The sequence below is a fragment of the Amycolatopsis sp. NPDC059657 genome, assembly GCF_042734395.1.
Lineage (GTDB): Bacteria > Actinomycetota > Actinomycetes > Mycobacteriales > Pseudonocardiaceae > Amycolatopsis.
Genome location: NZ_JBHWEB010000036.1, coordinates 52,642 through 74,471 on the forward strand (window position 1 = coordinate 52,642; position 21,830 = coordinate 74,471).

Below are 21,830 nucleotides of genomic sequence, written 5' to 3' on the forward strand. Positions count from 1 at the left end.
TGTTAACGATATATCGTGAACGTGTCGGAACAGTTCGTTAGACATCGAGAAGGAGACAGATCATGAGAGGACGACGACACTTCCCGCCGCCGCACGTTCGCGAGGCCTTCGGCCCGTTCGGTCGCGGCGGCTTCGGGGAATTTCCCGCAGGCTGGGGCCCTGGCCCCCGTGGGCACGGCCGTGGCCGTGGCGGGCCCGGCAGGCGAGGCAGGCGCGGTGACGTCCGCGCGGCGATCCTCGCCCTGCTGGCCGAGCAGCCGAGGCACGGCTACGAGATCATCGGCGAGATCAGCGAGCGCAGTGGCGGATTCTGGAAGCCGAGTCCCGGCTCCATCTACCCGACGCTGCAGCTGATGGCCGACGAAGGACTGGTGACCAGCCGCGAAGACAGCGGCAAGCGCCTGTTCGAGCTCACCGAAGAGGGCCGCTCGGCCGCCGAGCAGCAGGACGCGGTACCGCCGTGGGAGCACATCGCCCACGAGGTCGACCCGGTCGAGGTCAACCTGCGCAAGGCGGGCATGACCTTGATGGCCGCGGCCGTCCAGGTCGCGCAGGCTGGTTCACCGGCTCAGAAGGCGAAGGCCATCGAGGTGATGAACGAAGCCAGGCGCGCGCTCTACGGGATCCTCGGCGCGTCGGACGACGACGAATCCGAAGCCGAGTGAAGCGGGATGACGAGGCCGGTGGGCTTGCGCCGCACATGCACGCGATAGCTCACCGGCAGCGTCACCGGGCCACGGGAATCGTTGGCCCGTAACACCTCCGCGATCGCACGTTCGGCGACGGCCGCGCTGAACTCGATCTTGAGCACGGCCTTCATGTCCTCGGCGTCGTCGAAGCGCCAGCGGGTTTCCACCCGGCGGCAGCCGAAACCGGCGCCTTCGAAGAACCGCTCGACGGCCACCGGGTCGTAGTCGGGCAGGTCCGCCCGCATCCAGTCGCCGTAGGGGCCGCGGCTGACATCCAGGTCGACGATGGCGAACACGCCGCCCGGCCGCAGCACCCGCTCCGCCTCCAGCAGCCCCGGTTCGCAACCGGGGCCGAAGAAGTACGCCGTCCGCGCGTGCACGACGTCGACGCTCGCGTCGGCCACCGGCAGCGCCTGGGCGCACCCGCGGAGCACGGTCACCGAGGCGAGATCCTCGACCCGCAGCAAGGCGCGCTCGACGAGCGGCTGGTGTGGCTCGACCCCCAGCACCGACTTGGCCTGTTCGGCGAATCGCGGCAGATGGAAGCCGTCGCCGCAGCCGACGTCGAGCACGTCCTTGCCCCGCCAGCCGGCGGATTCCGCCAGCACCTGCCAGATCTCACCGTCCACGTCCTGCGCGCGGTTCTCGATCTCGTACGCCTTCGGGTAGTACCAGATATTCGGGCTCGGCAAGACATCCGCCTTGCGCGAGAGGCGCGAAGACGGAGCGGGACGGGTGAACCAGCGCACGGAAGCTCCAACGTAACCAGGCGGCCAGGTAGTTCCGCTTGGGTTGCGATCATCATATTTCGGTCAGGAGAACGCGAGGTCAGCCCGTAGAATCGTGCTTTGGGATCTGCGAGGGAGATCAGCATGTCGCTCAGTTCTCCGTCCGTGCCACGCGTCCTGCCGTCCGGCATCCCCTGCTGGATCGAGCTCACCACCACCGACGAAGCACGGGCTCAGCACTTCTACAGCAACCTTTTCGGCTGGCAGTACGCGACGAACCGCGACCCGGCGACCCCGACGAGGCGGTACTCGATCGCCTCGCTGAACGGCGTGGCGGTCGGCGGCCTGTACACCGGCGCGAGAAACCAGGCACCCGGCTGGACCGTGCATTTGTCCGTGCAGCACACGGCAAGCGCGGCCGAATGGGTGACCGAACTCGGCGGGAAGGTCACGCTCGGGCCGATCGCCATCCCGCACCGCGGCAGCATCCTGCACGCGATCGACGCCAGCGGCGCGCCCGTGGTGTTCTGGGAGCCCGACGAGAGCTGGGAGTTCGGCACCGGCGTCGCGAACACGTTCAGCGGCGCCGATCTCAACGTGCATGACGGTGAGGCGGCTGATCACTTCTACTGCAGGCTCTTCAACTACCAGAGCCATCAGATCGGCGACGCGGAGACCGTCGACTACGCCGAATGGTGCATCGAGCACGAACCGGTGCTGTACCGGTACGTGATGGGACGCGAGTACCTGCCGACCACACCGCCGCATTGGATGGTCTACATCAAGGTCGATGCCGCGAAGGGCACCGACGCCGTCGCCGGGCAGGCGCTGATGCACGGCGGGACCGTCGTCATCGAGCCGTACGACACCCCGTTCGGGCGAGTGGCGATACTGGCCGATCCCGACGGCGCGGTCTTCGCGATCATCGACCACGAGTACATCGCCGACAATGTGGGCCGCGCGGAAGTCGACGACCCTTACGACGACTAGACCGGCACGAAAGCGCTCAGAAGCAGCCAGGACACGACAGCGGAAGGCAGCAGCGAGTCGAGCCGGTCCATGATGCCGCCATGGCCCGGCAAGAGGTTGCCCATGTCCTTGATGCCGAGGTCGCGCTTGATAAGCGACTCGACGAGGTCTCCGAGCGTCGCGACGAGCACGATCGCGATGCCGTAGAGCACGCCCTGCCAGACATGGCCGTCGACGAGCAGCGTCAGTGTGAGGGCGCCGGCGACGGTGCCCGCGATCACCGAGCCCGCGAAGCCTTCCCAGGTCTTCTTCGGGCTGATGCTCGGCGCCATCGGGTGTTTGCCGCGCAGGACACCGGCGGCGTACCCGCCGGTGTCCGAAGCGACGACACCGATCATGAACACCAGCACCCGGCCGGGGCCGTCGGCGGGCGGCACGAGCATCGCGGCGAACGCACCGAACAGCGGCAGGTAGCCCGCCGCGAAGATGGTCGCCGTGACGTCACGCAGATAGCCCTCGGCACCGCCAGGCAGCCGCCAGACGAGGCACGCCAGCACGGTCAGCACGAACGCGATCAACGCGCCGCGCAGCCCGAACGGCCAGGCCAGCCAGATCATCGCCTGGCCACCGGCGAGCACCGGGACCATCGCGACCTGGATACCGGCGGCACGCTTGAGCGCGCCTGCCAGCTCGACCGTGCCGACCGCGATCGCGGCGGCGATGATCGCGATGAACAGGTACTTCACGGTGAACAGCGACGCGATGATCGCGGCACCCAACAGCAAACCGACGCCGATGGCCGCGGGCAGGTTACGACCTGCTCGCGACGGCTTCTTGGCGCCGCGCGCCGGTTCGGGCGCCACGACCGTTTCCTCGCGTTCCTCGCTCACCTGTGCCATCAAACCTCGAGCAACTCGGCTTCCTTGTGCTTGACCAGCTCGTCGACCTGGTGTGCGTAGGTGTCGGTGAGGTTCTGCAGTTCCTTCTCGGCGCGCGCGACGTCGTCCTCGCCCGCTTCGCCGTCCTTCTGGATCTTGTCGAGCGCTTCCTTCGCCTTGCGGCGGACGCTGCGGATGGAAACCCGCGCGTCCTCACCCTTGCCCTTGGCGAGCTTCACCATCTCCTTGCGGCGCTCTTCGGTGAGCTGCGGGATGACGATGCGGATGATGCTGCCGTCGTTGCTCGGGTTCACGCCGAGGTCGGACTCGCGCAGCGCCTTCTCGATGGCGTTGAGCTGGGAGGCGTCATATGGCTTGATGATCACCATGCGTGCCTCGGGCACGTTGACGCTCGCCAGCTGGTTCAGCGGGGTCATCGCACCGTAGGCCTCGACGACGATCCGCGAGAACATCGACGGATTCGCCCGGCCGGTGCGCACCGAAGCGAGGTCCTCCTTCGCGACGTTCACCGCTTTTTCCATCTTCTCCTCGGCGTCGAGGAGGGTCTCGTCGATCACGGTAACTCCCGTTGTAGATCCAATGGTGTGACGCTCTGCTGGTACCGGCCGGTCCCTCAGTCTCCTGGGGTACTGACCAGAGTGCCGATTCTTTCACCACTCACCGCGCGGGCGATGTTCCCCTCGGTAAGGAGGTTGAACACGATGATCGGCATGTTGTTGTCCATGCAGAGGGTGAACGCGGTGGCGTCCGCGACCTTGAGGTCCCGCTCCAGCACCTCGCGGTGCGTGATCTCGTGGAACATCTCCGCGTTGGGGTCGCTCTTCGGGTCGGCGGTGAACACGCCGTCGACGGCCTTGGCCATCAGCACGGCCTCACAGCCGATCTCGAGCGCACGCTGCGCGGCGGCGGTGTCGGTGGAGAAGTACGGCATGCCGACACCGGCGGCGAAGATGACCACGCGGCCCTTCTCCAGGTGCCGCTCGGCGCGACGCGGGATGTAGGCCTCGGCGACCTGGCCCATGGTGATGGCGCTCTGCACGCGGGTGGGCAGGCCCTCCTTCTCGAGGAAGTCCTGCAGCGCGAGGCAGTTCATCACGGTGCCCAGCATCGCCATGTAGTCGGCGCGGTCGCGGTCCATGCCACGCTCGGAGAGCTCGGCGCCGCGGAAGTAGTTGCCGCCGCCGATGACGACGGCGATCTGCACCCCGGTCCGCGCGACCTCGGCGATCTGCCTGGCGACCGAGTGCACGACGTCGGGATCGACCCCGATGGAACCACCGCCGAACATCTCACCGCCGAGCTTCAGCAGTACTCGCCGATAGCCGCCGTTGACCCGGTCACTCATCTTCGGTTTCGCTCCCTCGAGGCGCTGTATTTCGTCTGGACCCGACTGTGCCCCGTCCCCGGCACGGGCGGAGACGGGGCACAGTTGTGAGAACTAGCCGGTTCAGGCCTGGCCGACCTCGAAGCGCGCGAACCGGGTGATGGTCACACCCGCCTCGTCCAGCAGCGCCTTCACGGTCTTCTTGTTGTCCTTGACCGACGGCTGCTCGAGCAGCACGTTGTCCTTGTAGTACGCGTTGACCTTACCCTCGATGATCTTGGGCAGCGCCTGCTCGGGCTTGCCCTCCTCGCGGGCGGTCGCCTCGGCGACACGACGCTCGTTCTCGACCGTCTCGGCCGGGACCTCTTCGCGGGTCAGGTACTTCGCCTTGAGCGCGGCGACCTGCATCGCGGCGCCGCGGGCGGCCTCGACGTCGTCACCGGTGAACTCGACCAGCACACCGACGGCCGGGGGCAGGTCGGCGCCACGGCGGTGCAGGTAGGTGGCGGTGGTGCCCTCGAAGGACACGACGCGGCGCAGCTCGAGCTTCTCGCCGATGCGCGCGGCCATCTCCTGGACGACCTCGTTGACGGACTTGCCGTCGAGGTCGGCGGCCTTCAGCTTCTCGACGTCGTCGGTCTTGACGGTCTTCGCGACCTCGACGATCTTCGCGGCCAGCTCCTGGAAGTCGGCGTTCTTCGCGACGAAGTCGGTCTCGGAGTCGAGCTCGATCAGGACGCCGTCCTGGCCGGCGACGAGACCCTCGGAGGTGGAGCGCTCGGCGCGCTTGCCGACGTCCTTGGCGCCCTTGATGCGCAGGAACTCGACGGCCTTGTCGAAGTCGCCGTCGTTCTCCTCCAGCGCCTTCTTGCAGTTCATCATGCCGGCGCCGGTCAGGTCGCGCAGGCGCTTCACATCTGCGGCGGTGTAGTTCGCCATGGTGCTAAATCCCGTCCTTTTTCAGGGCGTGTGGTTCGGGGGAGGAATGAGAGCCCGCGCGGCCCGAGCGAACTCGGACCGCGCGGGAGCAGCGCATCAGGAAGAGGCGGTGGCGTTCTCGGCCGGGACCTCGGCAGGCGCCTCGGCGGCAGCGGCCTCGGTGGTGTCGGAACCGGCGAGCAGCTCCTTCTCCCACTCGGCCAGCGGCTCGTCGGAGGCGACGCCCGGCTCCGGCTTGTCGGTGCCCGCGTCGGCGGAACCGTTGCGGCTGGAGCGCTGCAGCAGACCGGCGGCGGCGGCCTCGGCCACGACCTTGGTCAGCAGGGCGGCCGAGCGGATCGCGTCGTCGTTACCCGGAATCGGGTAGTCGACCTCGTCCGGGTCACAGTTGGTGTCGAGGATCGCGACGACCGGGATGTTCAGCTTGCGAGCCTCGCCTACGGCGATGTGCTCCTTCTTCGTGTCGACGATCCACACGATCGAAGGCACCTTGGCCATGTCGCGGATACCGCCGAGGGTCTTCTCGAGCTTGTCCTTCTCACGGGTGAGCGTGAGGATCTCGCGCTTGGTGAGGCCGACGAAGCCGCCGGTCTGCTCCTGCGACTCGAGCTCCTTCAGGCGGAGAAGACGCTTGTGCACCGTCTGGAAGTTGGTCAGCATGCCGCCGAGCCAGCGCTGGTTCACGTAGGGCATGCCCACGCGGGAAGCCTCGGCCGCGATGGCCTCCTGGGCCTGCTTCTTGGTGCCGACGAACATGATCGTGCCACCGTGCGCGACGGTTTCCTTGATGAACTCGTACGCGCGGTCGATGTACGTCAGCGTCTGCTGCAGGTCGATGATGTAGATGCCATTGCGCTCGGTGAAGATGTAGCGCTTCATCTTCGGGTTCCACCGACGGGTCTGGTGCCCGAAGTGCACGCCGCTGTCGAGCAGCTGCTTCATGGTGACGACGGCCATAGCCGGAATCGCACCTCTTCTGTGTAGAGCCCGCCGGGCGTCCGCTCCGGCAAGCTGGTTCGGTTTGCCGCCGCCGGCCGGGTGGCCGACAGCCCTGGTGCTTGAGCGAGAACCCGAATCCGCTGGTCAGAGCACCACCGGAACCGCCGGGCCTCGTATCTTCCGGCCGCCGCTCATCTCAAGGAGATGAGACAAAAGCGTCCAGAATGTGCACGAGCACGCGAAGTCAGTCCACTCACATGGACTGCGGGAAACAGTCTACTCCGTCATGCGGACACTGTTCCCACCGGCAGCGCAAGCAGCGGTGAGTTGTCCACATCCGGTCTGTCCATCCACAGATTACGCCTGGTCACCCCCACGGCGCGCGGGTGGCGGCGAGCCTGGGGAGATGGACCGATTCCTGCTCGCGCTGGCGGCGTTCGCGGCGCTCTTCCAGCCACGCTTCGACTGGCCGCTCTCCCCCGTCCCGACGGTGACCAGGCCTTTCGAGGCGCCCGCCGACGCCTACAGCGCGGGTCACCGTGGCGTCGACCTCGCGGCTTCACCCGGCCAGGAAGTACTGGCGGCCGGTCCGGGTGTGGTCGTGTTCTCGGGTTCGCTGGCCGGGCGCGGGGTGGTTTCGGTCGACCACGACGGCGGGCTGCGCACGACGTACGAGCCGGTGCTCCCTGTCGTAGCCGAGGGCGACCAGGTCTACGGCGGCCAGGTGATCGGGACGGTGGTCGCCGGTCACCCCGGCTGCCCGGCCGGCGCTTGCCTGCACTGGGGCGTCCGCCGAGGCGAGGAGTACCTGGATCCGCTGACGCTGGTCCCCGCCCCGAGAACCCGGCTCCGCCTCAAGCCTTGGGACCCCGGATCCCCGTAGCCCCGCCGCCGCGGCTGGCCGGAGGATCCGGCGCGTGCACAGCTGGCCGCCACACATTCACAAACGGACGACACGCGTACCTGGATGGACGACACGCGTGCCTGGGGAGTCGGCGGGTGGCGTCAGACGCCGGTTTGCTCGACGAGCTTGGCGCGGAGGCGCATGACCGCACGGGTGTGGAGCTGGCTCACCCGTGATTCGGTGACACCGAGGACCTTGCCGATTTCGGCGAGGGTGAGGCTTTCGAAGTAGTAGAGGCTGACGACGATGCGGTCACGCTCGGTGAGCTGGGAGATGGCGTCGGCGAGCTGGCGGCGGTTGTCCTGGTCGACGAGGACGGCGACCGGGTCGACGGCGTCGTCGTCGGGGAGGGTGTCGACGAGCGAGCCGCTTTCCTTGCCAGCCGCGACCAGGTCTTCGAGCGCGACGACGCTGGTGAGCTGGAGCTGGCCGTAGAGGTCGCGGAGCTCGTCGACGGTGATTTCGAGCTCCGCGGCGAGCTCGGCGTCGGTCGGGGTGCGGTGGAGGCGGGCGCCGAGGCGTTCGAGCGCGCGCTCGGCCTCGCGGGCCCGGCTGCGCACGACGCGGGGTACCCAGTCCTGGGAACGCAGGTCGTCGAGGATGGCGCCGCGGATGCGCTGCATCGCGTAGGTCTCGAAGCGCAGGCCGCGGGCCGGCTCGAACTTCTCGATCGCGTCGACCAGGCCGAAGATGCCCGATTGGACCAGGTCACCGACGTCGACGTGGGTGGGCAGGCCGGTGCCGACCCGGCCTGCGACGTACTTGACCAGCGGCGCGTAGTGCAGGACGAGCCTGTCCCGCAGCACCTGTTCCGGGGCGTCGGAGAACTGCTTCCACAGCGCCTGGATGCCGGAGTCGACGTCATAGCCCGCGGTCTTCTCGCGCGCTTGGCCGGGTTGGCCGGGTACCACGCCATCACCGTCCGAACACGGCTGGCCGTGTTCGACGGTTTCGCTCAGCTGCGGGTCGGCGGTCACCGGACCGCTCTCACTGGCATCTGGCTCAGTTCTTTCTCCGGGCTCGTACGAGTTCTCGCGTGCCTCTGCCTGTTCTCGGCCCCCGTGACCAGCCGGACGGTCCCCGGCATCAGCGGGCCCGGGGGTGTGCTCGGTCATGGATCGCCTTCAGCCGCTCGACGGTCACGTGAGTGTAGAGCTGCGTCGAGGCAAGCGTAGCGTGACCAAGCAGTTCCTGAACGCTGCGAAGGTCGGCTCCGCCCTCCAGCAAGTGCGTTGCCGCCGAATGGCGTAGCCCATGTGGCCCCATATCCGCAGCACCAGGCACCGATCCCACGGCCTCGTGGACCAGGCGGCGCACCGAACGCTGATCCATCCGCCTGCCACGGATTCCCACGAACAGAGCAGTGCTGCCCGGCGCGGCGAGCCCGGCGCGTCCCGCGTCGAGCCATTCCCGGACCGCGGCGTCAGCGGGTGCCCCGAACGGCACCATCCGCTCCTTGTCACCCTTGCCGAGCACGCGGATCATCCGCCGCGCGAAGTCGACGTCCTCGACATCGAGCCCGCACAGCTCCGAAACCCGCACGCCCGTCGCGTAGAGCAGCTCGAGGACGGCGTGGTCACGCAGCGCGACCGGATCCCGCTCAGCGGCCCCTGACGCGGACGCACGCATCAGCTCCTCGGCCTGCTCGGGCCGGAGCACCCCCGGCAGCTTCCGGTGCGCCCTCGGCGCGACCAGCCGGGCGCCGGGGTCGGCCGCCAGCGCACCGCGGCGCTGGGCCCACGTGGTGAACGTGCGCACCGCGGCCGCCCGCCGCGCGAGCGTGGTCCGGCTCGCGCCGCCGGACCGCTGCCCGGCCAGCCAAGCACGCAGCACGCCGACATCGAGCGCGCTGAGGTCGGCCGACTCGTCGCGGTACACGAAACCCAGCAGCGACACGACATCCCCGATGTAGGCGCGCACGGTGTGCTCGGACAGCCCGCGTTCCAGCCGGAGGTGCCGTTCGTACTCGCCGACGAGATCGCCGGCCGCCTCGGGCAACTCCGCGCGGACCCGCCGAAGATCGACGCGCTGCGTACTCGAAGTGGGCATGACGTTGACGCTGCGCGATCGGCCGCGTGCGGTCAAGGGGGCGCGCCCAGGCCACCGCGGCGAAATCGATCGCTCTCCGACCGCTTACCCGGCGGCGAGCGACTCGCTTCCGAGCCCACGCTTCTTCGCCAGCGCCGTCGAAAACCCGGAAATGCCTGGCAGCAAGGCTCACTCAGGAATCAAGCCGCCTCCAGCCTGCTTCGGAATGCTCGGCGAAGCCATCGATTTCGAGCGCGGGCAGCAATGCGCGGACGCGGGACACGGGCACGCCCGATTCGGCCGCGACATGCTGGACGGATTTGGCCCGGCGCGGGGCCAGCGCCTCATGGACACGCAGGGCTTCGGGGCCCAGCCTGTCCGTCCGGCGCCGGGGGCTCGCCCTCGGCTGACGGTCGGCGGTGAGCTTGCCGACGGTGCCCGCCACGTCTTGGACCGACGTGACCAAGGTGGCGTGGGCTTCCCGGATCAGGTCATGGCAGCCGACCGACATGGCCGACGTGACCGGTCCCGGCACCGCCATCACCACCTTGCCCAGTGCGCCCGCCGTGGCAGCGGTGTTCCGGGCACCGCTGCGCTGGCCGGCTTCGACAACGATGGTGCCCTCGGTCAAGGCCGCGATGAGACGGTTGCGGACGAGGAACCGGTGCTTCGCGGGCGAAGTGCCCATGGGGTACTCGCTGACGACCGCGCCGCTTTCGGCGATGCGGTTCAGCAAGCCCTCATGGCCTGCCGGATAGCCCGCGTCCAAGGCGCAGCCCAGCACGGCCACGGTGAACCCCTCCGACGCCAGCGCGCCTCGGTGCGCGGCACCGTCGATGCCGTACGCGGCACCCGAGAAGATCGGAAAGCCGGCCGAGGCCAGCCCGTAGCCGAGTTCCGATGCGACGTGTTCGCCGTATCCGGTGGCCGCCCGCGCGCCGACGATGGCGACCGCGTTGTCCGCGGCCTCGTCGAGCGGGCGCTCGCCGCGCACCCACAACGCGAGTGGCGGCACCGCCTCACGGACGCCGTTGCCTTGCGCCAGCGTCAGCGAGTGCAGTGGCCACGACGGCCACTCATCGTCCTCCGGGATCACGAGCCTGGCACCGAGCCGTTCGGCCTCGGTCAGATCCTGCTCGGCCAGGTCATAGCCCGCGCGAGCCGAGGTCTCCTGCCAGACCCGCTCAGGGCAGTCCCTGGCGCGGACCCGATCGGCCGCGTCGACCGGACCGAGTTCACCGACGAACGAGACGAGTCCGGTGGCCGGCGGCTCCGCGACACGCACCAAGTACGCCCTGGCCAGCCGCTGATCTTCCAAGACGCTCATGCCGCCTGCCTCTCGCGGAAGTCCAGCGCGGCGGCCACCTCGTCCTCGTCGGGCCGCGCCGCACCCGCCAGGTCGGCGAGCGTCCACGCGATCCGCAGGCAGCGATCCGCGCCTCGGGCGGTGAGCAGACCCCGGTCCAGACCACGGTCGAGCAACGCCGTCGCTTTGGCAGGCAAGGAGAATTCACGCCGGAGCGCCGGTCCAGGAACCTCGGCATTGGACTGCCAGCCATGCTCGGCCCAGCGCGCCGCGGCCCGCTGCCGCGCCTCGATGACCCTGGTCCGGACCACGGCCGTCGACTCCGTATCACCCACGTCATGGGCGCTCATCGCCGTCATCGGCCGCAGCTTGGTGCGGAGATCGACCCGATCGAGCAGTGGCCCCGACAACCGGCCCAGATACCTGCGCCTGGCCGTCGCCGAACACGAACAGTCCGATTCTTTCGGTGGCGCGCAAGGACAAGGGTTGGTCGCCAGTACCAATTGAAACCGTGCCGGATACCGGACCACACCGCGAATCCGGCCGATACGCACCTCGCCGTCTTCCAGAATGGTGCGCAATGATTCGAGCCGATCGGACGGGAATTCGCAGACTTCGTCCAAGAGCAGGATTCCGCGATGCGCCTTGCTGATGGCGCCCGGCACCGCCAATCCGCTACCGCCGCCGATGAGGGCGGCGACCGAGATCGAGTGATGCGGCGCGACGAACGGCGGCACCGTCACCAAAGGCGATCCGGTGGCCAGCGAGCCGTCGATCGAATGCACCGCCGTGACTTCCAGCGATTCCTCGTGCGTCAGCGGCGGCAGCAATCCTGGCAGGCGTTTGGCCAGCATGGTCTTGCCGACGCCCGGCGGCCCGGTCATCAGCAGGTGGTGACCGCCCGCGGCCGCGACCTCGAGCGCCCAGCGTGCTTCGGGCTGGCCGATCACGTCCGCCAGATCAGGGACCTCGGCAGGCTCGGGCGGAGCAGGCGGCGGAGGCTCCACCAGGTCGGCCTCGTTCCTGAGCCACGCCACGAGATCACGCAACCGCGCCGCGCCCCGGATTTCGAGCCCGTCCACGAGCGCGGCCTCGATCAGCGACTCCACGGGAACCACCGCGCGTCTCATCCCGGCGGCACGCGCCGCCAGCAGTCCCGGCAGCACGCCGCGTACCGGCCGGACCCGGCCGTCCAGCGCCAGCTCGCCGAGCAGGACGCTGCGGACCAGCCTCGTCGACGGGACCACGCCGGACGCGGCGAGCACCGCGGCGGCTATCCCGAGGTCGTAGCCGGACCCGACCTTCGGCAGGTTCGCGGGCGACAACCCGAGCGTGACCTTGCCATCCGGCCACGATTGCTTGGAGTTGCGGACGGCCGAGCGGACCCGGTCCTTGGCCTCACGCAACCCGGCGTCCGGCAGGCCGACGAGCTTGATGCCCGGCAGCCCGCCACCGATATCGGCTTCGATTTCGACGATCCGGCCCTCGATACCGAGCAGGGCGACGGACCACGCCTTCGCGATGGGCATCTCAAAACGCCCCCGCGATGTGCTTGAGGCGCGGCTGCTCCCCAGGCGGCGCGAACACGGCGATCACGTCGAACCGGATCGGTGTCCAGTCCATCCGGTGCTCGGCGAGCCACTCGTAGGCGAGCCGCCTGATGCGGTACGCCTTCTCGTCGGTCACCGCCGCCTCTGGCGGCCCGGTACCCGCGCCCGCTCTGGTCTTGACCTCACAGACCAGCAGCATCGTGCGATCGGTCGCCACGATGTCCAGCTCGCCGGACCGGCTGCGCCAGTTCCGTTCGAGCACGATGAATCCGGAGTTCTCCAGATGCCTCGCGGCCAGGTCTTCGCCGAACCTGCCCAGTTGCTGGCGCCGCGTCAGTGTGTTCGTCATCGTCATCCCCTTCGGCCATCACGGTGGGTACGCGATCAACGCTGCCAGGGTGACAAGCCGTCACACCAGATCCAGTTCCCGGACCTGTGGATAAGTGGGGCGATGTGGATAACTCGGCCGCCGGGGGCCGCGGCGAGCCGAAAAGTGTCAGAGGTCTGTGCTAGGTCAGCCCGAGAACGGCCCGTCCTCAGGAAGCCGCAGGTCAGGCTTATCGAGCTCCTCGACGTTCACGTCCTTGAACGTGATGACCCGGACATGCTTCACGAACCGGGCGGGGCGATACATGTCCCATACCCAGGCGTCCGACATCCGCACCTCGAAATAGACCTCGCCGCCGCCGTCGCGCACCTGCACGTCCACGGCATTGGCCAGGTAGAAGCGCCTTTCGGTCTCCACCACGTACGAGAACTGGCTGACGATGTCGCGGTACTCGCGGTACAGCGACAGCTCCATCTCGGTCTCGTACTTCTCGAGATCCTCTGCGCTCATGAAGTCTGCGCCCCTCCTCGGGATTCAACGGCGAAGCGTTCATTCTTGCCTACCGAGGTATCGGTGGCACTCACCGCCGCACCCATCGACTCCAATGCCGCAACGGTCAGCATCACCTGATGCGGAGGAGTATGACCCAAAGCGGCCGCCACCGTGGCCACGTTGGTGTACGACCACCGGTGCACCTTGCTCGGGCCGTGCTTCGCGAGCGCGGCCGTGTGCTCGGCGGTGCTGTAGCCCTTGTGCACGTCGAAGCCGTAATCCGGGTGCTCTTCGTGCAGCCCGGCCATGATCCGGTCCCTGGTCACCTTCGCGAGCACCGACGCGGCCGCGATGCAGGCCACCGCCCGGTCGCCCTTGGTCACCGGGACACTCGGCGCCGGCAGACCAGGCACACGGAAACCGTCGGTGAGGACGTACCCGGGCGTCTGGCGGAGGCCTTGGACCGCGCGGCGCATGCCCTCGATGTTCGTCACGTGGATGCCCAGCGCGTCGACCTCATCGGCGCCGATGACGACGATCGAGTAGTCCAAGGCCCTGGCCAGCACCCGGTCGTAGACCCGGTCGCGCGCGAGCGCGGTGAGCAGCTTGGAATCGGTGAGTTCCGGGAGCCGCGCGGCGTCACCGGCACGGAGCACGCAGGCGGCGACCACGAGCGGCCCGGCGCAGGCGCCACGGCCTGCCTCGTCGACACCGGCGACGGGGCCGAGGTCACGCCGGTCGAGTGCGGCCTGAAGACCCCAGAAGCCGTCGCCCCTGACCACCGCGCGCGGCGGTCGCAGAGGGGCTGACGGCTCCCGGGAAACACACAGTGTCAACGCTCTAACGCTTTCGCTTGACCGACTTTCGCAGGCCGGCGGACAGTCGGCGGCCGAAGAACACCACCGGGAACGCGGCCGCGGTGCCGACACCCAGCGGGATGCCCTGCTGCCACGCCGGCGCGGACAGGGCCGCGGGCTGCGCGGATTCCTGCGGGTTGTGGTCGGTCACGCCACCCCAGCGGGACGGCGGGAGCACGATGATCCGGGCCTTGCCGATCACGTTGTCGAGCGGGATGGTCGCGTTCGGACCGCCGCCACCCTGGTAACGCGAGTCACCGGAGGCGTTGCGGTTGTCGCCCATCACCCAGAGCCTGCCTTCGGGAACCTTGACGGGCTCGAAGGGATCCTGCGTCTGCTTCTCCGGGCTTTCCCAGTGGATGTACGGCTCGTCGAGTGCTTTGCCGTCCACGATCACCCGGTTGCGGGCATCGCAGCACTGGACGGTCTGGCCGCCGACGGCGATCACGCGCTTGACGAAGTCACGCTCGTCCGGGGGCGCGAAACCGATCAGCGAACCGAGCCCGCGCAGGCCCTTGACGATGATGTTGCTGGACTCCTCGGAGGTGATCTCCGCGTGGTTCCACGATTCCGGGCCCTTGAAGACGATCACATCGCCGGGGCTCGGGTCGGTGAAGTCGTACACCACCCGGTCCACCAGCACCCGGTCGCCGAAGCAGCCGGTGCACCCGTGCAACGTGGACTCCATCGACCCCGAGGGGATCATGAAGACCTTGGCGAGGAACTGCTGGATCAGGATCGTCAGCACGAGTGCGACGACGATCAGGATCGGCAGCTCTTTCCAGAACGAGCGCTTCTTGCTGGTTTTGCCACGCCGGTGAGAAGAGCGGCGTCCGGAAGAGGAAGGCTCCTCTTCCGGACGCTCTGCATCGTCTTCAGCGGCGTTCTGGGGCACGGGTTCGACCACGTCGCCAGGCTACCGTTCTCCGCGTAAAGGCTTAGGAAGCGGAGGTCGTCTCGCGGTTTTCGCGGCGTTCCTTGATCTTGGCCGCCTTGCCGCGCAGGTCGCGGAGGTAGTACAGCTTGGCGCGACGCACGTCGCCGCGCTTGTGCACCTCGATCTGGGCGATGTTCGGCGAGTGCACCGGGAAGGTGCGCTCCACGCCGACACCGAACGAGACCTTACGCACGGTGAAGGTCTCGCGGATGCCACCGTTCTGGCGGCGGATCACGACGCCCTGGAAGATCTGGTTCCGCTCACGGTTGCCCTCGATGACGCGGACGTGAACCTTCAGCGTGTCGCCGGGGCGAAAGTCCGGGATGTCGGAACGCAGCGAGTGCGCGTCCAGTGCGTCCAGGGTGTTCATCGGTGGTCCGTCCTCGTCATTTCAGTGTGGCTTGCGTACTTCCGGGCGCGCGCGGATTGAACTGCGCTCGAACCCGGGGGCTGTGGTCGGCGGAAGGCCTGCTCACGCCAACCGGTCAAGTATTACAGATAGCTACCCGACCCCTGCATGGGGCCTACTCCGATGCCTCGCGAAGACGCTCGAGAAGCTGGAGATCGTGTTTGTCGAGACTACCCTCGGGCAACTGGCCGATGAGCTCGGGGCGGCGCTCGACGGTCCGTTCCAGTGACCGATCACGGCGCCAGCGGTTCACCAGCGCGTGGTTTCCCGAACGCAGGACGTCCGGAACGGCCAGCTCACGCCACACCTCGGGCCGGGTGTAGCTGGGGCCTTCGAGCAAGCCGTCCGAGAACGAGTCCTGCTCGGCCGAGAGCTTGTTGCCGAGCACGCCGGGCAGCAGCCGGACGATGGCCTCGACCATCACCAGCACCGCTGCCTCGCCGCCGACCAGCACGTAGTCGCCGATCGACACCTCGTCGACCGGCATCCGGCGCGCGGCGTCGTCGATCACCCGCTGGTCGATGCCCTCGTAGCGGCCGCAGGCGAACACCAGGTGCTCTTCCGCGGCGAACTCGTGCGCCATGGCCTGGGTGAACGGGCGGCCGGCAGGCGTCGGCACGACGAGCCTGGTCTTCTCACCGCAGACCTCGTCGAGCGCGGGGCCCCAGATCTGCGGCTTCATGACCATGCCCGGGCCACCGCCATAGGGCGCGTCGTCGACGGCGCGGTGCACGTCCTGCGTCCAATCACGCAGATCGCGCACGCCGATCTCGATGAGCCCGCGTTCGATCGCCCTGCCGAGCAGCGCGGCCCGCAGCGGGTCGAGGTACTCGGGGAAGATCGTGACGACGTCGATACGCACTTAGTCCAGCAATCCTTCAGGCGGGTCGAGCACTACCCGGCCGCCGGCGATGTCGACGGTCGGCACGATCGCGCGCACGAACGGCACGAGCACCGTCTCGCCGTCGCGATCGAGCGAGAGCAGCTCGCCCGCAGCCGAATGCAGGACCTCGATCACCTTGCCGACGACGGTGCCGTCGAGCAGTTCGGCGCGGAGCCCTTCGAGTTCGTGGTCGTAGAACTCGTCCGGGTCCCCGGTCGGCGCGAGGTCCGCCGTGTCCCCGAGCAGCAGCGCGCCCCGGAGGGTCTCCGCCACGTCCCTGGTCACGACCTCCGTGAAACGCACGAGCAGCCGCCCGCTGTGTGAGCGGGCGGCTGCCACGGTGAGTTCACGGTGTGAGCCGTCACGCAGCTTCGACGTCATGGTCTTGCCGACGGCGAAGCGCTGATCGGGAGAGTCGGTGTGCACGTCGACGGCGAGTTCACCGTTGATGCCGTGCGCCTTCGCGACCCTGCCCACTACGACCTGCACTGTGTTCTGCCCTGTTCTGATCAGCGGTCGGTGTCGACGACGTCCACGCGGACGCCCCGGCCACCGATGCCGCCCATGACCGTGCGCAGAGCGGTCGCGGTACGACCGCCGCGACCGATCACCTTGCCGAGGTCGTCGGGGTGCACGTGCACCTCGAGGGTCCGGCCGCGGCGGGTGGTCAACAGCTCCACCCTCACCTCGTCCGGGTTGTCGACGATGCCGCGAACAAGGTGTTCGAGGGAGTCGGCGAGGAAGCTCACGCTTCGGCCTTCTCGCCCTCAGCCTTGTCTTCGGTCTTCTTCGGGGCCTTCTTCGCCTTCGGCGTGGTGGCCTCGTTCGAAGCGGTGTCACCGGCGGCGGCGAGCGCGGCGTTGAAGAGGTCCTGCTTGGACGGCTTCGGCTCCGCGACCTTCAGCGTGCCCTCGGTGCCCGGGAGGCCCTTGAACTTCTGCCAGTCACCGGTGATCTCGAGGATGCGCTGGACCGGCTCGGTGGGCTGCGCGCCGACCTTCAGCCAGTGCTGCGCCCGCTCGGTGTCGACCTCGATGAAGGAGGGCTCCTCCTTCGGGTGGTACTTGCCGATCGTCTCGATGGCCTTGCCATCACGACGGGTACGCGCGTCGGCGACGATGATCCGGTAGTACGGCGCACGGATCTTGCCAAGGCGCTGAAGCTTGATCTTGACGGCCACGGGTGTGGGTACTCCTCAGTTCTCTCGCTGCAAGGTGGGACGCCCGGCGGTCCGTGTGGGGATACGGATCTGGGCACCCTGAGGTCAGGAGCTCCGGCGCGGTGAGAGGGTCCGGCCGAGGCAAGCAAGGGAACATTCTGCCAGATGGCCTCAGCGACCTGCGCACCAGGCTAGATGGTGGCCATGCCGAGCGAGGTCAGCAAGATCGCGAGCGCCGGCAGGAAGTTGTTCATCTGGTGCGCGACGACGCTGCCGAGCAGGCGCCCGGTGACCAGCCTGGCGAGGCCGATCGGGATGGAGATCACGATCAGCAGTGTGGTGCGCAGCGGTTCGAGATGGCTGGCCGCGAACACCGCCGTCGAGAGCACGAACGCGGCCGTCCTGCCGACGCGCTCGTTGCTCCAGTGCAGGCGTTCGACCGCGCCCCAGAGCAGGCCGCGGTAGATGATCTCCTCGCAGATCGGGCCGAGCAGCCAGAGGTAGAGGAACATCGCGACCGCGGCCGAAACGGACATCTTCTGGTCCCCGACCAGCGCGCTGATGGCGGAGGTCGCGTTCCGGTCGCCGACGAGCTGGGTCCACACGTAGGCGCCGATCGACGTCAGTACCAGGCCGAGCACCCCGAACTTCAGCCCGGTGCGCACGTCGGCCCAGCGCCAGGCCAGGCGCAGGTCGGCGACCGGGCCGTTGCCCCTGAGCCTGGTGACCAGCAGCGCCACCGCCGCGGCCGTCATGGTCGGGGCCGCCGTGCCGATGAGCACGTCGCGCACCGGGATCGGCTGGCCGGACGGCCTGTCACCGAGCAGCACGCCGACGAAGGCGGCCGACGCCAGCAGTACGGCTTCGACGAGCAGGAAGGCACCGAATCCCCAGCGAGGCGGTCTCGGCGGCTCCTCGTCCATGACCAGCGGAGCCGGCTCTTGAGCTGTCACAGCCGATCCTCCGTGGTGTGGGTTGAAGTGAGCCTAGCGCCGCTGTGCGTGCCCGGTCAGTTACCACCGAGCAGCAACAGCGCCGGTGGGAGGTTGTTGGCGGCATGCGCGACGACGCTCGCGCTGACGTTGCCGGTGAAGTAGCGGGCGAGTCCGATCATGATGCCCTGCGCGAACAGGGCGATCGTGCGCGTCGGCTCGCCGTGCAGATGCGCGAAGACGATCGCGGTCAGCACCAGTGTCACCCATTGCGGGATCTTGTAGCGGTCGAGCGCCGACCAGAGCGCGCCGCGCACCAGCAGCTCTTCGGTGAGCGGCGCGGCCAGCACGACGATCAGCGCGGCCAGCACCAGCCAAAGCCTTGAGCCGCCCAGCTCGCTTGAGAAGTCGGTAAGCGGATTCTCCGAAGCACGCTCGGTGCCGTAGACCGCGATCAGCACCAGGTTGGACAGGTACCCGGCCAGCAACGCGAAACCGCCGCAGGCCAAGCCGACCTTGATGTCGCGCAGGCTCATCGTCCCGAACTCGACACGCAGGCCGAGTCCCCAGAGCTTGGACCCGATCAGCGGACCGAGGCCCAGCAACAGGTTCGGCACGAAAGCGACCAGCAGCAGCGGGCCGACATCGTGGAGTTCCAGCTGATCGAATCCGCCGAAGTGACCGGAGAAGAAGACCGCGATCAGCAGGTTGGCGAGGTGGTAGCCGCCGATGCCGATGAAGAAGGCGAGAAAGCCCCAGTGAGCACCGAGCACGAGTCCGGCACGGACGTCCTGATCTGGCTCTCGGTCCACCACACTCCTACGCTAGGTCACCGGGCCGCGCCGCGCTGCGTCAGGTGCCACATACGACGCCACGCAAAATGATGTGCGTGGGATGCCGCAGGACCGCGAGGTCTTCGCGCGGGTCCGTGGCGTAGACCAGCAGGTCAGCGTGCGCACCGTCGACGATGCCTTGATAGCCGAGCCACTCACGGGCGGCCCACGAGGCCGAGCCCAGCGCCTGCTCGGCGGTCATGCCCGCGCGGTGCAGCGCCTCGATCTCGTCGACGAGACGGCCGTGCTCGACCATCCCGCCCGCGTCGCTGCCCGCGTAGACGGCGACGCCGACCTCGATCGCGTTGGCGACCATCTCCCCTACGCCCGCGTGCAGCGCGCGCATGTGGTCTGCGTAGGTCGGGAAACGCGTGGCTTTGTCAGCGATGCCAGGGAAGTTGTCGATGTTGATCAGCGTCGGCACGAGTGCGACGTTGTTCTTCGCCATCCCATCGAGCTGATCCGGCGAGAGGCCGGTGCCGTGCTCAAGGCAGTCGATTCCGGCGTTGAGCAGGCCGTCGAGCGCGTGCTCGCCGAACACATGCGCGGTGACCTTGGCGCCCGCGTCGTGGGCGACCTTGATCGCCTCGCCGAGGACGTCGTCCGGCCAGAGCGGCGCGAGATCGCCGACACCGCGGTCGATCCAGTCGCCGACGAGCTTGACCCAGCCGTCGCTGTTCTTCGCCTGCTCCGCGACGGCGGCGGGCAGCTGCTCGGGGTCGTCGAGCTCGATGCCGAAGCCGGGGATGTAGCGCTTGGTCAGCGCGAGATGCTGACCGGCGCGGATGATCCGAGGCAGGTCGCCGCGCGCTTGCAAGGGCCGGACGTCGAGCGGGAGGCCGCAGTCGCGGATCAGCAGCGTGCCGGCGTCGCGGTCGGTCTTGGCCTGCTCGGCCGCCTCCTCCAGCGAGGTGGCACCGGTCGCGCTGAGCCCGGGGTGGCAATGCGCATCGACCAGCCCGGGCACCAGAAAGCCCTCGATGGTTTCCGCGCCGGGCACCGGTTCGCTGGAGATCCGGCCGTTTTCGACCCACAGGTCGCGCCGCTCATCATCCGGCAGCACGACCCCGCGCAGGTGCAGCGCGGTCATTTCTGCGGCGGCAGCTTGAACTTCGACGGGTCGAAGCCCGGCACATCGTTCATTCCGCCACCGAGAGCGCCCAGGTCGGGCATCCCGCCGGGAGGCATCGCGCCCGGGGGCAGCATCGGCATGCCGCCAGGGAAGCCGCCGCGCATCTTGGGCTGGGTCGGGCCACGCCCGCCCTTCTTACCCTTCTTGCCCTTGCGGCTCTTGCTGCCGCCACCGCCGCCGAAACCGAAGCGCCCGGCCATCTGCGCCATCATCTTGCGCGCCTCGTAGAACCGGTTGACCAGGTCGTTCACCTCACGCACGGCCACACCGGAGCCGTTCGCGATCCGCAGCCGCCGCGAACCGTTGATGATCTTCGGGTCGGCCCGCTCGGCAGGGGTCATGCCGCGGATGATCGCCTGCAGCCGGTCGAGGTGTTTGTCGTCGACCTGCGCGAGCTGGTCCTTCATCTGCCCGGCGCCGGGCAGCATGCCGAGCAGGTTGCCGATCGGGCCCATCTTGCGGACCGCGAGCATCTGCTCCAGGAAGTCTTCGAGCGTGAGCTGGCCACTGGTCAGCTTCTGCGCGGCCGCCTGCGCCTGGTCCTCGTCGAACGCCTGCTCGGCCTGCTCGATGAGCGACAGGACGTCACCCATGCCGAGGATGCGGCTGGCCATCCGGTCGGGGTGGAAGATGTCGAAGTCTTCGAGCTTCTCGCCATTGGAGGCGAAGAGGATCGGCTGGCCCGTGACCTGCCGGACGGAGAGCGCCGCACCACCGCGGGCGTCACCGTCGAGCTTGGTGAGCACAACACCGGTGAAGCCGACACCGTCACGGAAGGCCTGCGCGGTGTTGACCGCGTCCTGACCGATCATCGCGTCGACGACGAAGAGGATCTCGTCCGGCGTGACGGCGTCGCGGATGTCCGCGGCCTGCTTCATAAGCTCTTCGTCGACGCCGAGACGGCCAGCGGTGTCGACAAGCACGATGTCGTGCTGCGCGTGCTTCGCCTCCGCGATCGCGCGACGCGCGACGTCCACAGGGTCGCCGACGCCATTGCCCGGCTCCGGCGCGAAGGTCACGACGCCAGCGCGCTCACCCACGACCTGCAGCTGCGTGACAGCGTTAGGACGCTGAAGGTCACACGCCACGAGCAGCGGAGCGTGTCCCTGCTTCTTAAGGTGCATGGCCAGCTTGCCGGCGAGCGTCGTCTTACCAGCACCCTGGAGACCGGCCAGCATGATGACGGTCGGCGGGTTCTTCGCAAGGTTCAGCCGTCGCGTCTCACCACCGAGAATGGTGACGAGCTCTTCGTTGACGATCTTGATGACCTGCTGCGCGGGATTCAGCGCGGCGGAGACCTCGGCGCCCTTCGCCCGCTGCTTGACCTTCGCGATGAAATCCTTCACCACGGCGAGCGCGACATCGGCTTCGAGCAGCGCGATCCTGATCTCACGCGCGGTCGCGTCGATGTCCGCGTCGGACAGCTTGCCCTTGCGCGTCAGTGTCTGCAGCGCAGAAGTGAGCCGATCGGAGAGGGTGTCGAACACGAGGTCTGCTCCAGCTGGGTCGTCGGTGCTTAGCCCCGAGGGTAGTCGCATACGGGTTCCGAGGCCGCACGCTCCCCACGCGCGACCTCGGAACCCTTACGGATGG

26 protein-coding genes are annotated in these 21,830 nt (G+C 68.3%); 3 read left to right on the forward strand and 23 right to left on the reverse strand.

Annotated elements, in window-relative coordinates; genetic code table 11:
- Nucleotides 1-62 precede the first annotated feature (62 nt).
- The gene (locus tag ACFV15_RS20825) at nt 63-665 is read left to right on the forward strand and encodes a PadR family transcriptional regulator (RefSeq protein WP_378352137.1); all 603 of its coding nucleotides are present in this window, start codon (nt 63-65) and stop codon (nt 663-665) included.
- On the opposite strand, the gene ACFV15_RS20830 is transcribed toward ACFV15_RS20825, so the two are convergent.
- Nucleotides 617-1,438 carry a class I SAM-dependent methyltransferase gene (locus ACFV15_RS20830; protein WP_378352138.1) on the reverse strand — a complete coding sequence of 274 codons (822 nt, stop codon included), beginning with the start codon at nt 1,436-1,438 and terminating at the stop codon, nt 617-619. The two genes, ACFV15_RS20825 and ACFV15_RS20830, sit on opposite strands and share 49 nt — an antisense overlap.
- Nucleotides 1,439-1,561: 123 nt before the next feature.
- On the opposite strand from ACFV15_RS20830, the gene ACFV15_RS20835 reads away from it, so the two are divergent.
- Nucleotides 1,562-2,407, forward strand: a complete 846-nt coding sequence (locus ACFV15_RS20835) for a VOC family protein (RefSeq protein WP_378352139.1) — start codon at nt 1,562-1,564, stop codon at nt 2,405-2,407.
- Here the strand turns inward: ACFV15_RS20835 and ACFV15_RS20840 are convergent.
- The 5 genes from ACFV15_RS20840 to rpsB all read right to left on the reverse strand — a co-directional run bounded on the left by ACFV15_RS20840 (nt 2,404) and on the right by rpsB (nt 6,505).
- A complete protein-coding gene (locus tag ACFV15_RS20840) occupies nt 2,404-3,285 on the reverse strand; it encodes a phosphatidate cytidylyltransferase (protein WP_378352140.1) in 882 nt (293 codons plus the stop codon). The genes ACFV15_RS20835 and ACFV15_RS20840 overlap by 4 nt on opposite strands.
- Nucleotides 3,285-3,842 carry a ribosome recycling factor gene (gene frr, locus ACFV15_RS20845; protein WP_378352141.1) on the reverse strand — a complete coding sequence of 186 codons (558 nt, stop codon included), beginning with the start codon at nt 3,840-3,842 and terminating at the stop codon, nt 3,285-3,287. The genes ACFV15_RS20840 and frr overlap by 1 nt, the downstream gene beginning before the upstream one ends.
- A gap of 56 nt (nt 3,843-3,898) precedes the next feature.
- Nucleotides 3,899-4,630 (reverse strand): UMP kinase, encoded by a 732-nt coding sequence (pyrH, locus tag ACFV15_RS20850; protein ID WP_378352142.1) that lies wholly within the window; start codon nt 4,628-4,630, stop codon nt 3,899-3,901.
- 102 nt (nt 4,631-4,732) lie between these two features.
- Nucleotides 4,733-5,548, reverse strand: coding sequence for a translation elongation factor Ts (tsf, locus tag ACFV15_RS20855; RefSeq protein ID WP_378352143.1), 816 nt, complete (start codon nt 5,546-5,548; stop codon nt 4,733-4,735).
- A 96-nt stretch (nt 5,549-5,644) separates the two neighbouring features.
- Nucleotides 5,645-6,505: a 30S ribosomal protein S2 gene (gene rpsB / locus ACFV15_RS20860; RefSeq protein WP_378352144.1), complete on the reverse strand. Its 861-nt coding sequence runs from the start codon at nt 6,503-6,505 to the stop codon at nt 5,645-5,647.
- A 388-nt stretch (nt 6,506-6,893) separates the two neighbouring features.
- Here rpsB and ACFV15_RS20865 point away from each other — a divergent pair, with 388 nt between their 5' ends.
- Nucleotides 6,894-7,370 carry a M23 family metallopeptidase gene (locus ACFV15_RS20865; RefSeq protein ID WP_378352145.1) on the forward strand — a complete coding sequence of 159 codons (477 nt, stop codon included), beginning with the start codon at nt 6,894-6,896 and terminating at the stop codon, nt 7,368-7,370.
- A gap of 122 nt (nt 7,371-7,492) precedes the next feature.
- Here ACFV15_RS20865 and ACFV15_RS20870 read toward each other — a convergent pair whose 3' ends face one another.
- The 17 genes from ACFV15_RS20870 to ffh all read right to left on the reverse strand — a co-directional run bounded on the left by ACFV15_RS20870 (nt 7,493) and on the right by ffh (nt 21,724).
- The gene (locus ACFV15_RS20870; protein WP_378352146.1) at nt 7,493-8,506 is read right to left on the reverse strand and encodes a FliA/WhiG family RNA polymerase sigma factor; all 1,014 of its coding nucleotides are present in this window, start codon (nt 8,504-8,506) and stop codon (nt 7,493-7,495) included.
- Nucleotides 8,478-9,440, reverse strand: a complete 963-nt coding sequence (locus ACFV15_RS20875) for a tyrosine recombinase XerC (RefSeq protein WP_378352147.1) — start codon at nt 9,438-9,440, stop codon at nt 8,478-8,480. The genes ACFV15_RS20870 and ACFV15_RS20875 overlap by 29 nt, the downstream gene beginning before the upstream one ends.
- A 172-nt stretch (nt 9,441-9,612) precedes the next feature.
- Complete coding sequence (gene dprA / locus ACFV15_RS20880) at nt 9,613-10,746, reverse strand: DNA-processing protein DprA (RefSeq protein ID WP_378352148.1); 1,134 nt, start codon at nt 10,744-10,746, stop codon at nt 9,613-9,615.
- Nucleotides 10,743-12,254 (reverse strand): YifB family Mg chelatase-like AAA ATPase, encoded by a 1,512-nt coding sequence (locus tag ACFV15_RS20885; protein WP_378352149.1) that lies wholly within the window; start codon nt 12,252-12,254, stop codon nt 10,743-10,745. Before ACFV15_RS20885 ends, dprA begins: the two co-directional genes overlap by 4 nt.
- 1 nt (nt 12,255) lies before the next feature.
- Nucleotides 12,256-12,624: a YraN family protein gene (locus ACFV15_RS20890; RefSeq protein WP_378352150.1), complete on the reverse strand. Its 369-nt coding sequence runs from the start codon at nt 12,622-12,624 to the stop codon at nt 12,256-12,258.
- 165 nt (nt 12,625-12,789) lie between these two features.
- Nucleotides 12,790-13,113 (reverse strand): DUF2469 domain-containing protein, encoded by a 324-nt coding sequence (locus tag ACFV15_RS20895; protein WP_091297407.1) that lies wholly within the window; start codon nt 13,111-13,113, stop codon nt 12,790-12,792.
- The gene (locus ACFV15_RS20900; RefSeq protein ID WP_378352151.1) at nt 13,110-13,877 is read right to left on the reverse strand and encodes a ribonuclease HII; all 768 of its coding nucleotides are present in this window, start codon (nt 13,875-13,877) and stop codon (nt 13,110-13,112) included. Before ACFV15_RS20900 ends, ACFV15_RS20895 begins: the two co-directional genes overlap by 4 nt.
- Before the next feature lie 58 nt (nt 13,878-13,935).
- Nucleotides 13,936-14,859, reverse strand: a complete 924-nt coding sequence (lepB, locus tag ACFV15_RS20905) for a signal peptidase I (protein ID WP_378352152.1) — start codon at nt 14,857-14,859, stop codon at nt 13,936-13,938.
- A gap of 31 nt (nt 14,860-14,890) precedes the next feature.
- Nucleotides 14,891-15,259, reverse strand: coding sequence for a 50S ribosomal protein L19 (gene rplS, locus ACFV15_RS20910; RefSeq protein ID WP_091297399.1), 369 nt, complete (start codon nt 15,257-15,259; stop codon nt 14,891-14,893).
- A 154-nt stretch (nt 15,260-15,413) separates the two neighbouring features.
- Nucleotides 15,414-16,160 (reverse strand): tRNA (guanosine(37)-N1)-methyltransferase TrmD, encoded by a 747-nt coding sequence (gene trmD / locus ACFV15_RS20915; RefSeq protein ID WP_378352153.1) that lies wholly within the window; start codon nt 16,158-16,160, stop codon nt 15,414-15,416.
- The gene (gene rimM, locus ACFV15_RS20920; RefSeq protein WP_378352154.1) at nt 16,161-16,670 is read right to left on the reverse strand and encodes a ribosome maturation factor RimM; all 510 of its coding nucleotides are present in this window, start codon (nt 16,668-16,670) and stop codon (nt 16,161-16,163) included.
- A 20-nt stretch (nt 16,671-16,690) separates the two neighbouring features.
- A complete protein-coding gene (locus ACFV15_RS20925) occupies nt 16,691-16,930 on the reverse strand; it encodes an RNA-binding protein (protein WP_003103110.1) in 240 nt (79 codons plus the stop codon).
- Nucleotides 16,927-17,361 carry a 30S ribosomal protein S16 gene (rpsP, locus tag ACFV15_RS20930; RefSeq protein WP_378352155.1) on the reverse strand — a complete coding sequence of 145 codons (435 nt, stop codon included), beginning with the start codon at nt 17,359-17,361 and terminating at the stop codon, nt 16,927-16,929. The genes ACFV15_RS20925 and rpsP overlap by 4 nt, the downstream gene beginning before the upstream one ends.
- Nucleotides 17,362-17,531: 170 nt before the next feature.
- On the reverse strand, nt 17,532-18,263 hold the full coding sequence (locus tag ACFV15_RS20935; protein ID WP_378352166.1) for a CPBP family intramembrane glutamic endopeptidase: 732 nt from the start codon (nt 18,261-18,263) through the stop codon (nt 17,532-17,534).
- An 86-nt stretch (nt 18,264-18,349) separates the two neighbouring features.
- A complete protein-coding gene (locus ACFV15_RS20940; RefSeq protein WP_378352156.1) occupies nt 18,350-19,084 on the reverse strand; it encodes a CPBP family intramembrane glutamic endopeptidase in 735 nt (244 codons plus the stop codon).
- Nucleotides 19,085-19,124: 40 nt separating this feature from the next.
- The gene (locus ACFV15_RS20945; RefSeq protein WP_378352157.1) at nt 19,125-20,195 is read right to left on the reverse strand and encodes an amidohydrolase family protein; all 1,071 of its coding nucleotides are present in this window, start codon (nt 20,193-20,195) and stop codon (nt 19,125-19,127) included.
- Nucleotides 20,192-21,724 (reverse strand): signal recognition particle protein, encoded by a 1,533-nt coding sequence (gene ffh, locus ACFV15_RS20950; protein ID WP_378352158.1) that lies wholly within the window; start codon nt 21,722-21,724, stop codon nt 20,192-20,194. Before ffh ends, ACFV15_RS20945 begins: the two co-directional genes overlap by 4 nt.
- Nucleotides 21,725-21,830 lie beyond the last annotated feature (106 nt).

What these genes read in the sequence shown, in the direction of transcription:
- dprA (WP_378352148.1), bottom strand. Translation starts at nt 10,746, where the DNA reads ATGAGCGTCTTGGAAGATCAGCGGCTGGCCAGGGCGTACTTGGTGCGT.
- ACFV15_RS20895 (WP_091297407.1), bottom strand. Translation starts at nt 13,113, where the DNA reads ATGAGCGCAGAGGATCTCGAGAAGTACGAGACCGAGATGGAGCTGTCG.
- tsf (WP_378352143.1), bottom strand. Translation starts at nt 5,548, where the DNA reads ATGGCGAACTACACCGCCGCAGATGTGAAGCGCCTGCGCGACCTGACC.
- ACFV15_RS20875 (WP_378352147.1), bottom strand. Translation starts at nt 9,440, where the DNA reads ATGCCCACTTCGAGTACGCAGCGCGTCGATCTTCGGCGGGTCCGCGCG.
- ACFV15_RS20935 (WP_378352166.1), bottom strand. Translation starts at nt 18,263, where the DNA reads ATGGACGAGGAGCCGCCGAGACCGCCTCGCTGGGGATTCGGTGCCTTC.
- pyrH (WP_378352142.1), bottom strand. Translation starts at nt 4,630, where the DNA reads ATGAGTGACCGGGTCAACGGCGGCTATCGGCGAGTACTGCTGAAGCTC.
- ACFV15_RS20890 (WP_378352150.1), bottom strand. Translation starts at nt 12,624, where the DNA reads ATGACGAACACACTGACGCGGCGCCAGCAACTGGGCAGGTTCGGCGAA.
- ACFV15_RS20865 (WP_378352145.1), top strand. Translation starts at nt 6,894, where the DNA reads ATGGACCGATTCCTGCTCGCGCTGGCGGCGTTCGCGGCGCTCTTCCAG.
- rpsB (WP_378352144.1), bottom strand. Translation starts at nt 6,505, where the DNA reads ATGGCCGTCGTCACCATGAAGCAGCTGCTCGACAGCGGCGTGCACTTC.
- ACFV15_RS20945 (WP_378352157.1), bottom strand. Translation starts at nt 20,195, where the DNA reads ATGACCGCGCTGCACCTGCGCGGGGTCGTGCTGCCGGATGATGAGCGG.
- ACFV15_RS20835 (WP_378352139.1), top strand. Translation starts at nt 1,562, where the DNA reads ATGTCGCTCAGTTCTCCGTCCGTGCCACGCGTCCTGCCGTCCGGCATC.
- ACFV15_RS20825 (WP_378352137.1), top strand. Translation starts at nt 63, where the DNA reads ATGAGAGGACGACGACACTTCCCGCCGCCGCACGTTCGCGAGGCCTTC.
- ACFV15_RS20870 (WP_378352146.1), bottom strand. Translation starts at nt 8,506, where the DNA reads ATGACCGAGCACACCCCCGGGCCCGCTGATGCCGGGGACCGTCCGGCT.
- ACFV15_RS20840 (WP_378352140.1), bottom strand. Translation starts at nt 3,285, where the DNA reads ATGGCACAGGTGAGCGAGGAACGCGAGGAAACGGTCGTGGCGCCCGAA.
- ACFV15_RS20885 (WP_378352149.1), bottom strand. Translation starts at nt 12,254, where the DNA reads ATGCCCATCGCGAAGGCGTGGTCCGTCGCCCTGCTCGGTATCGAGGGC.
- rplS (WP_091297399.1), bottom strand. Translation starts at nt 15,259, where the DNA reads ATGAACACCCTGGACGCACTGGACGCGCACTCGCTGCGTTCCGACATC.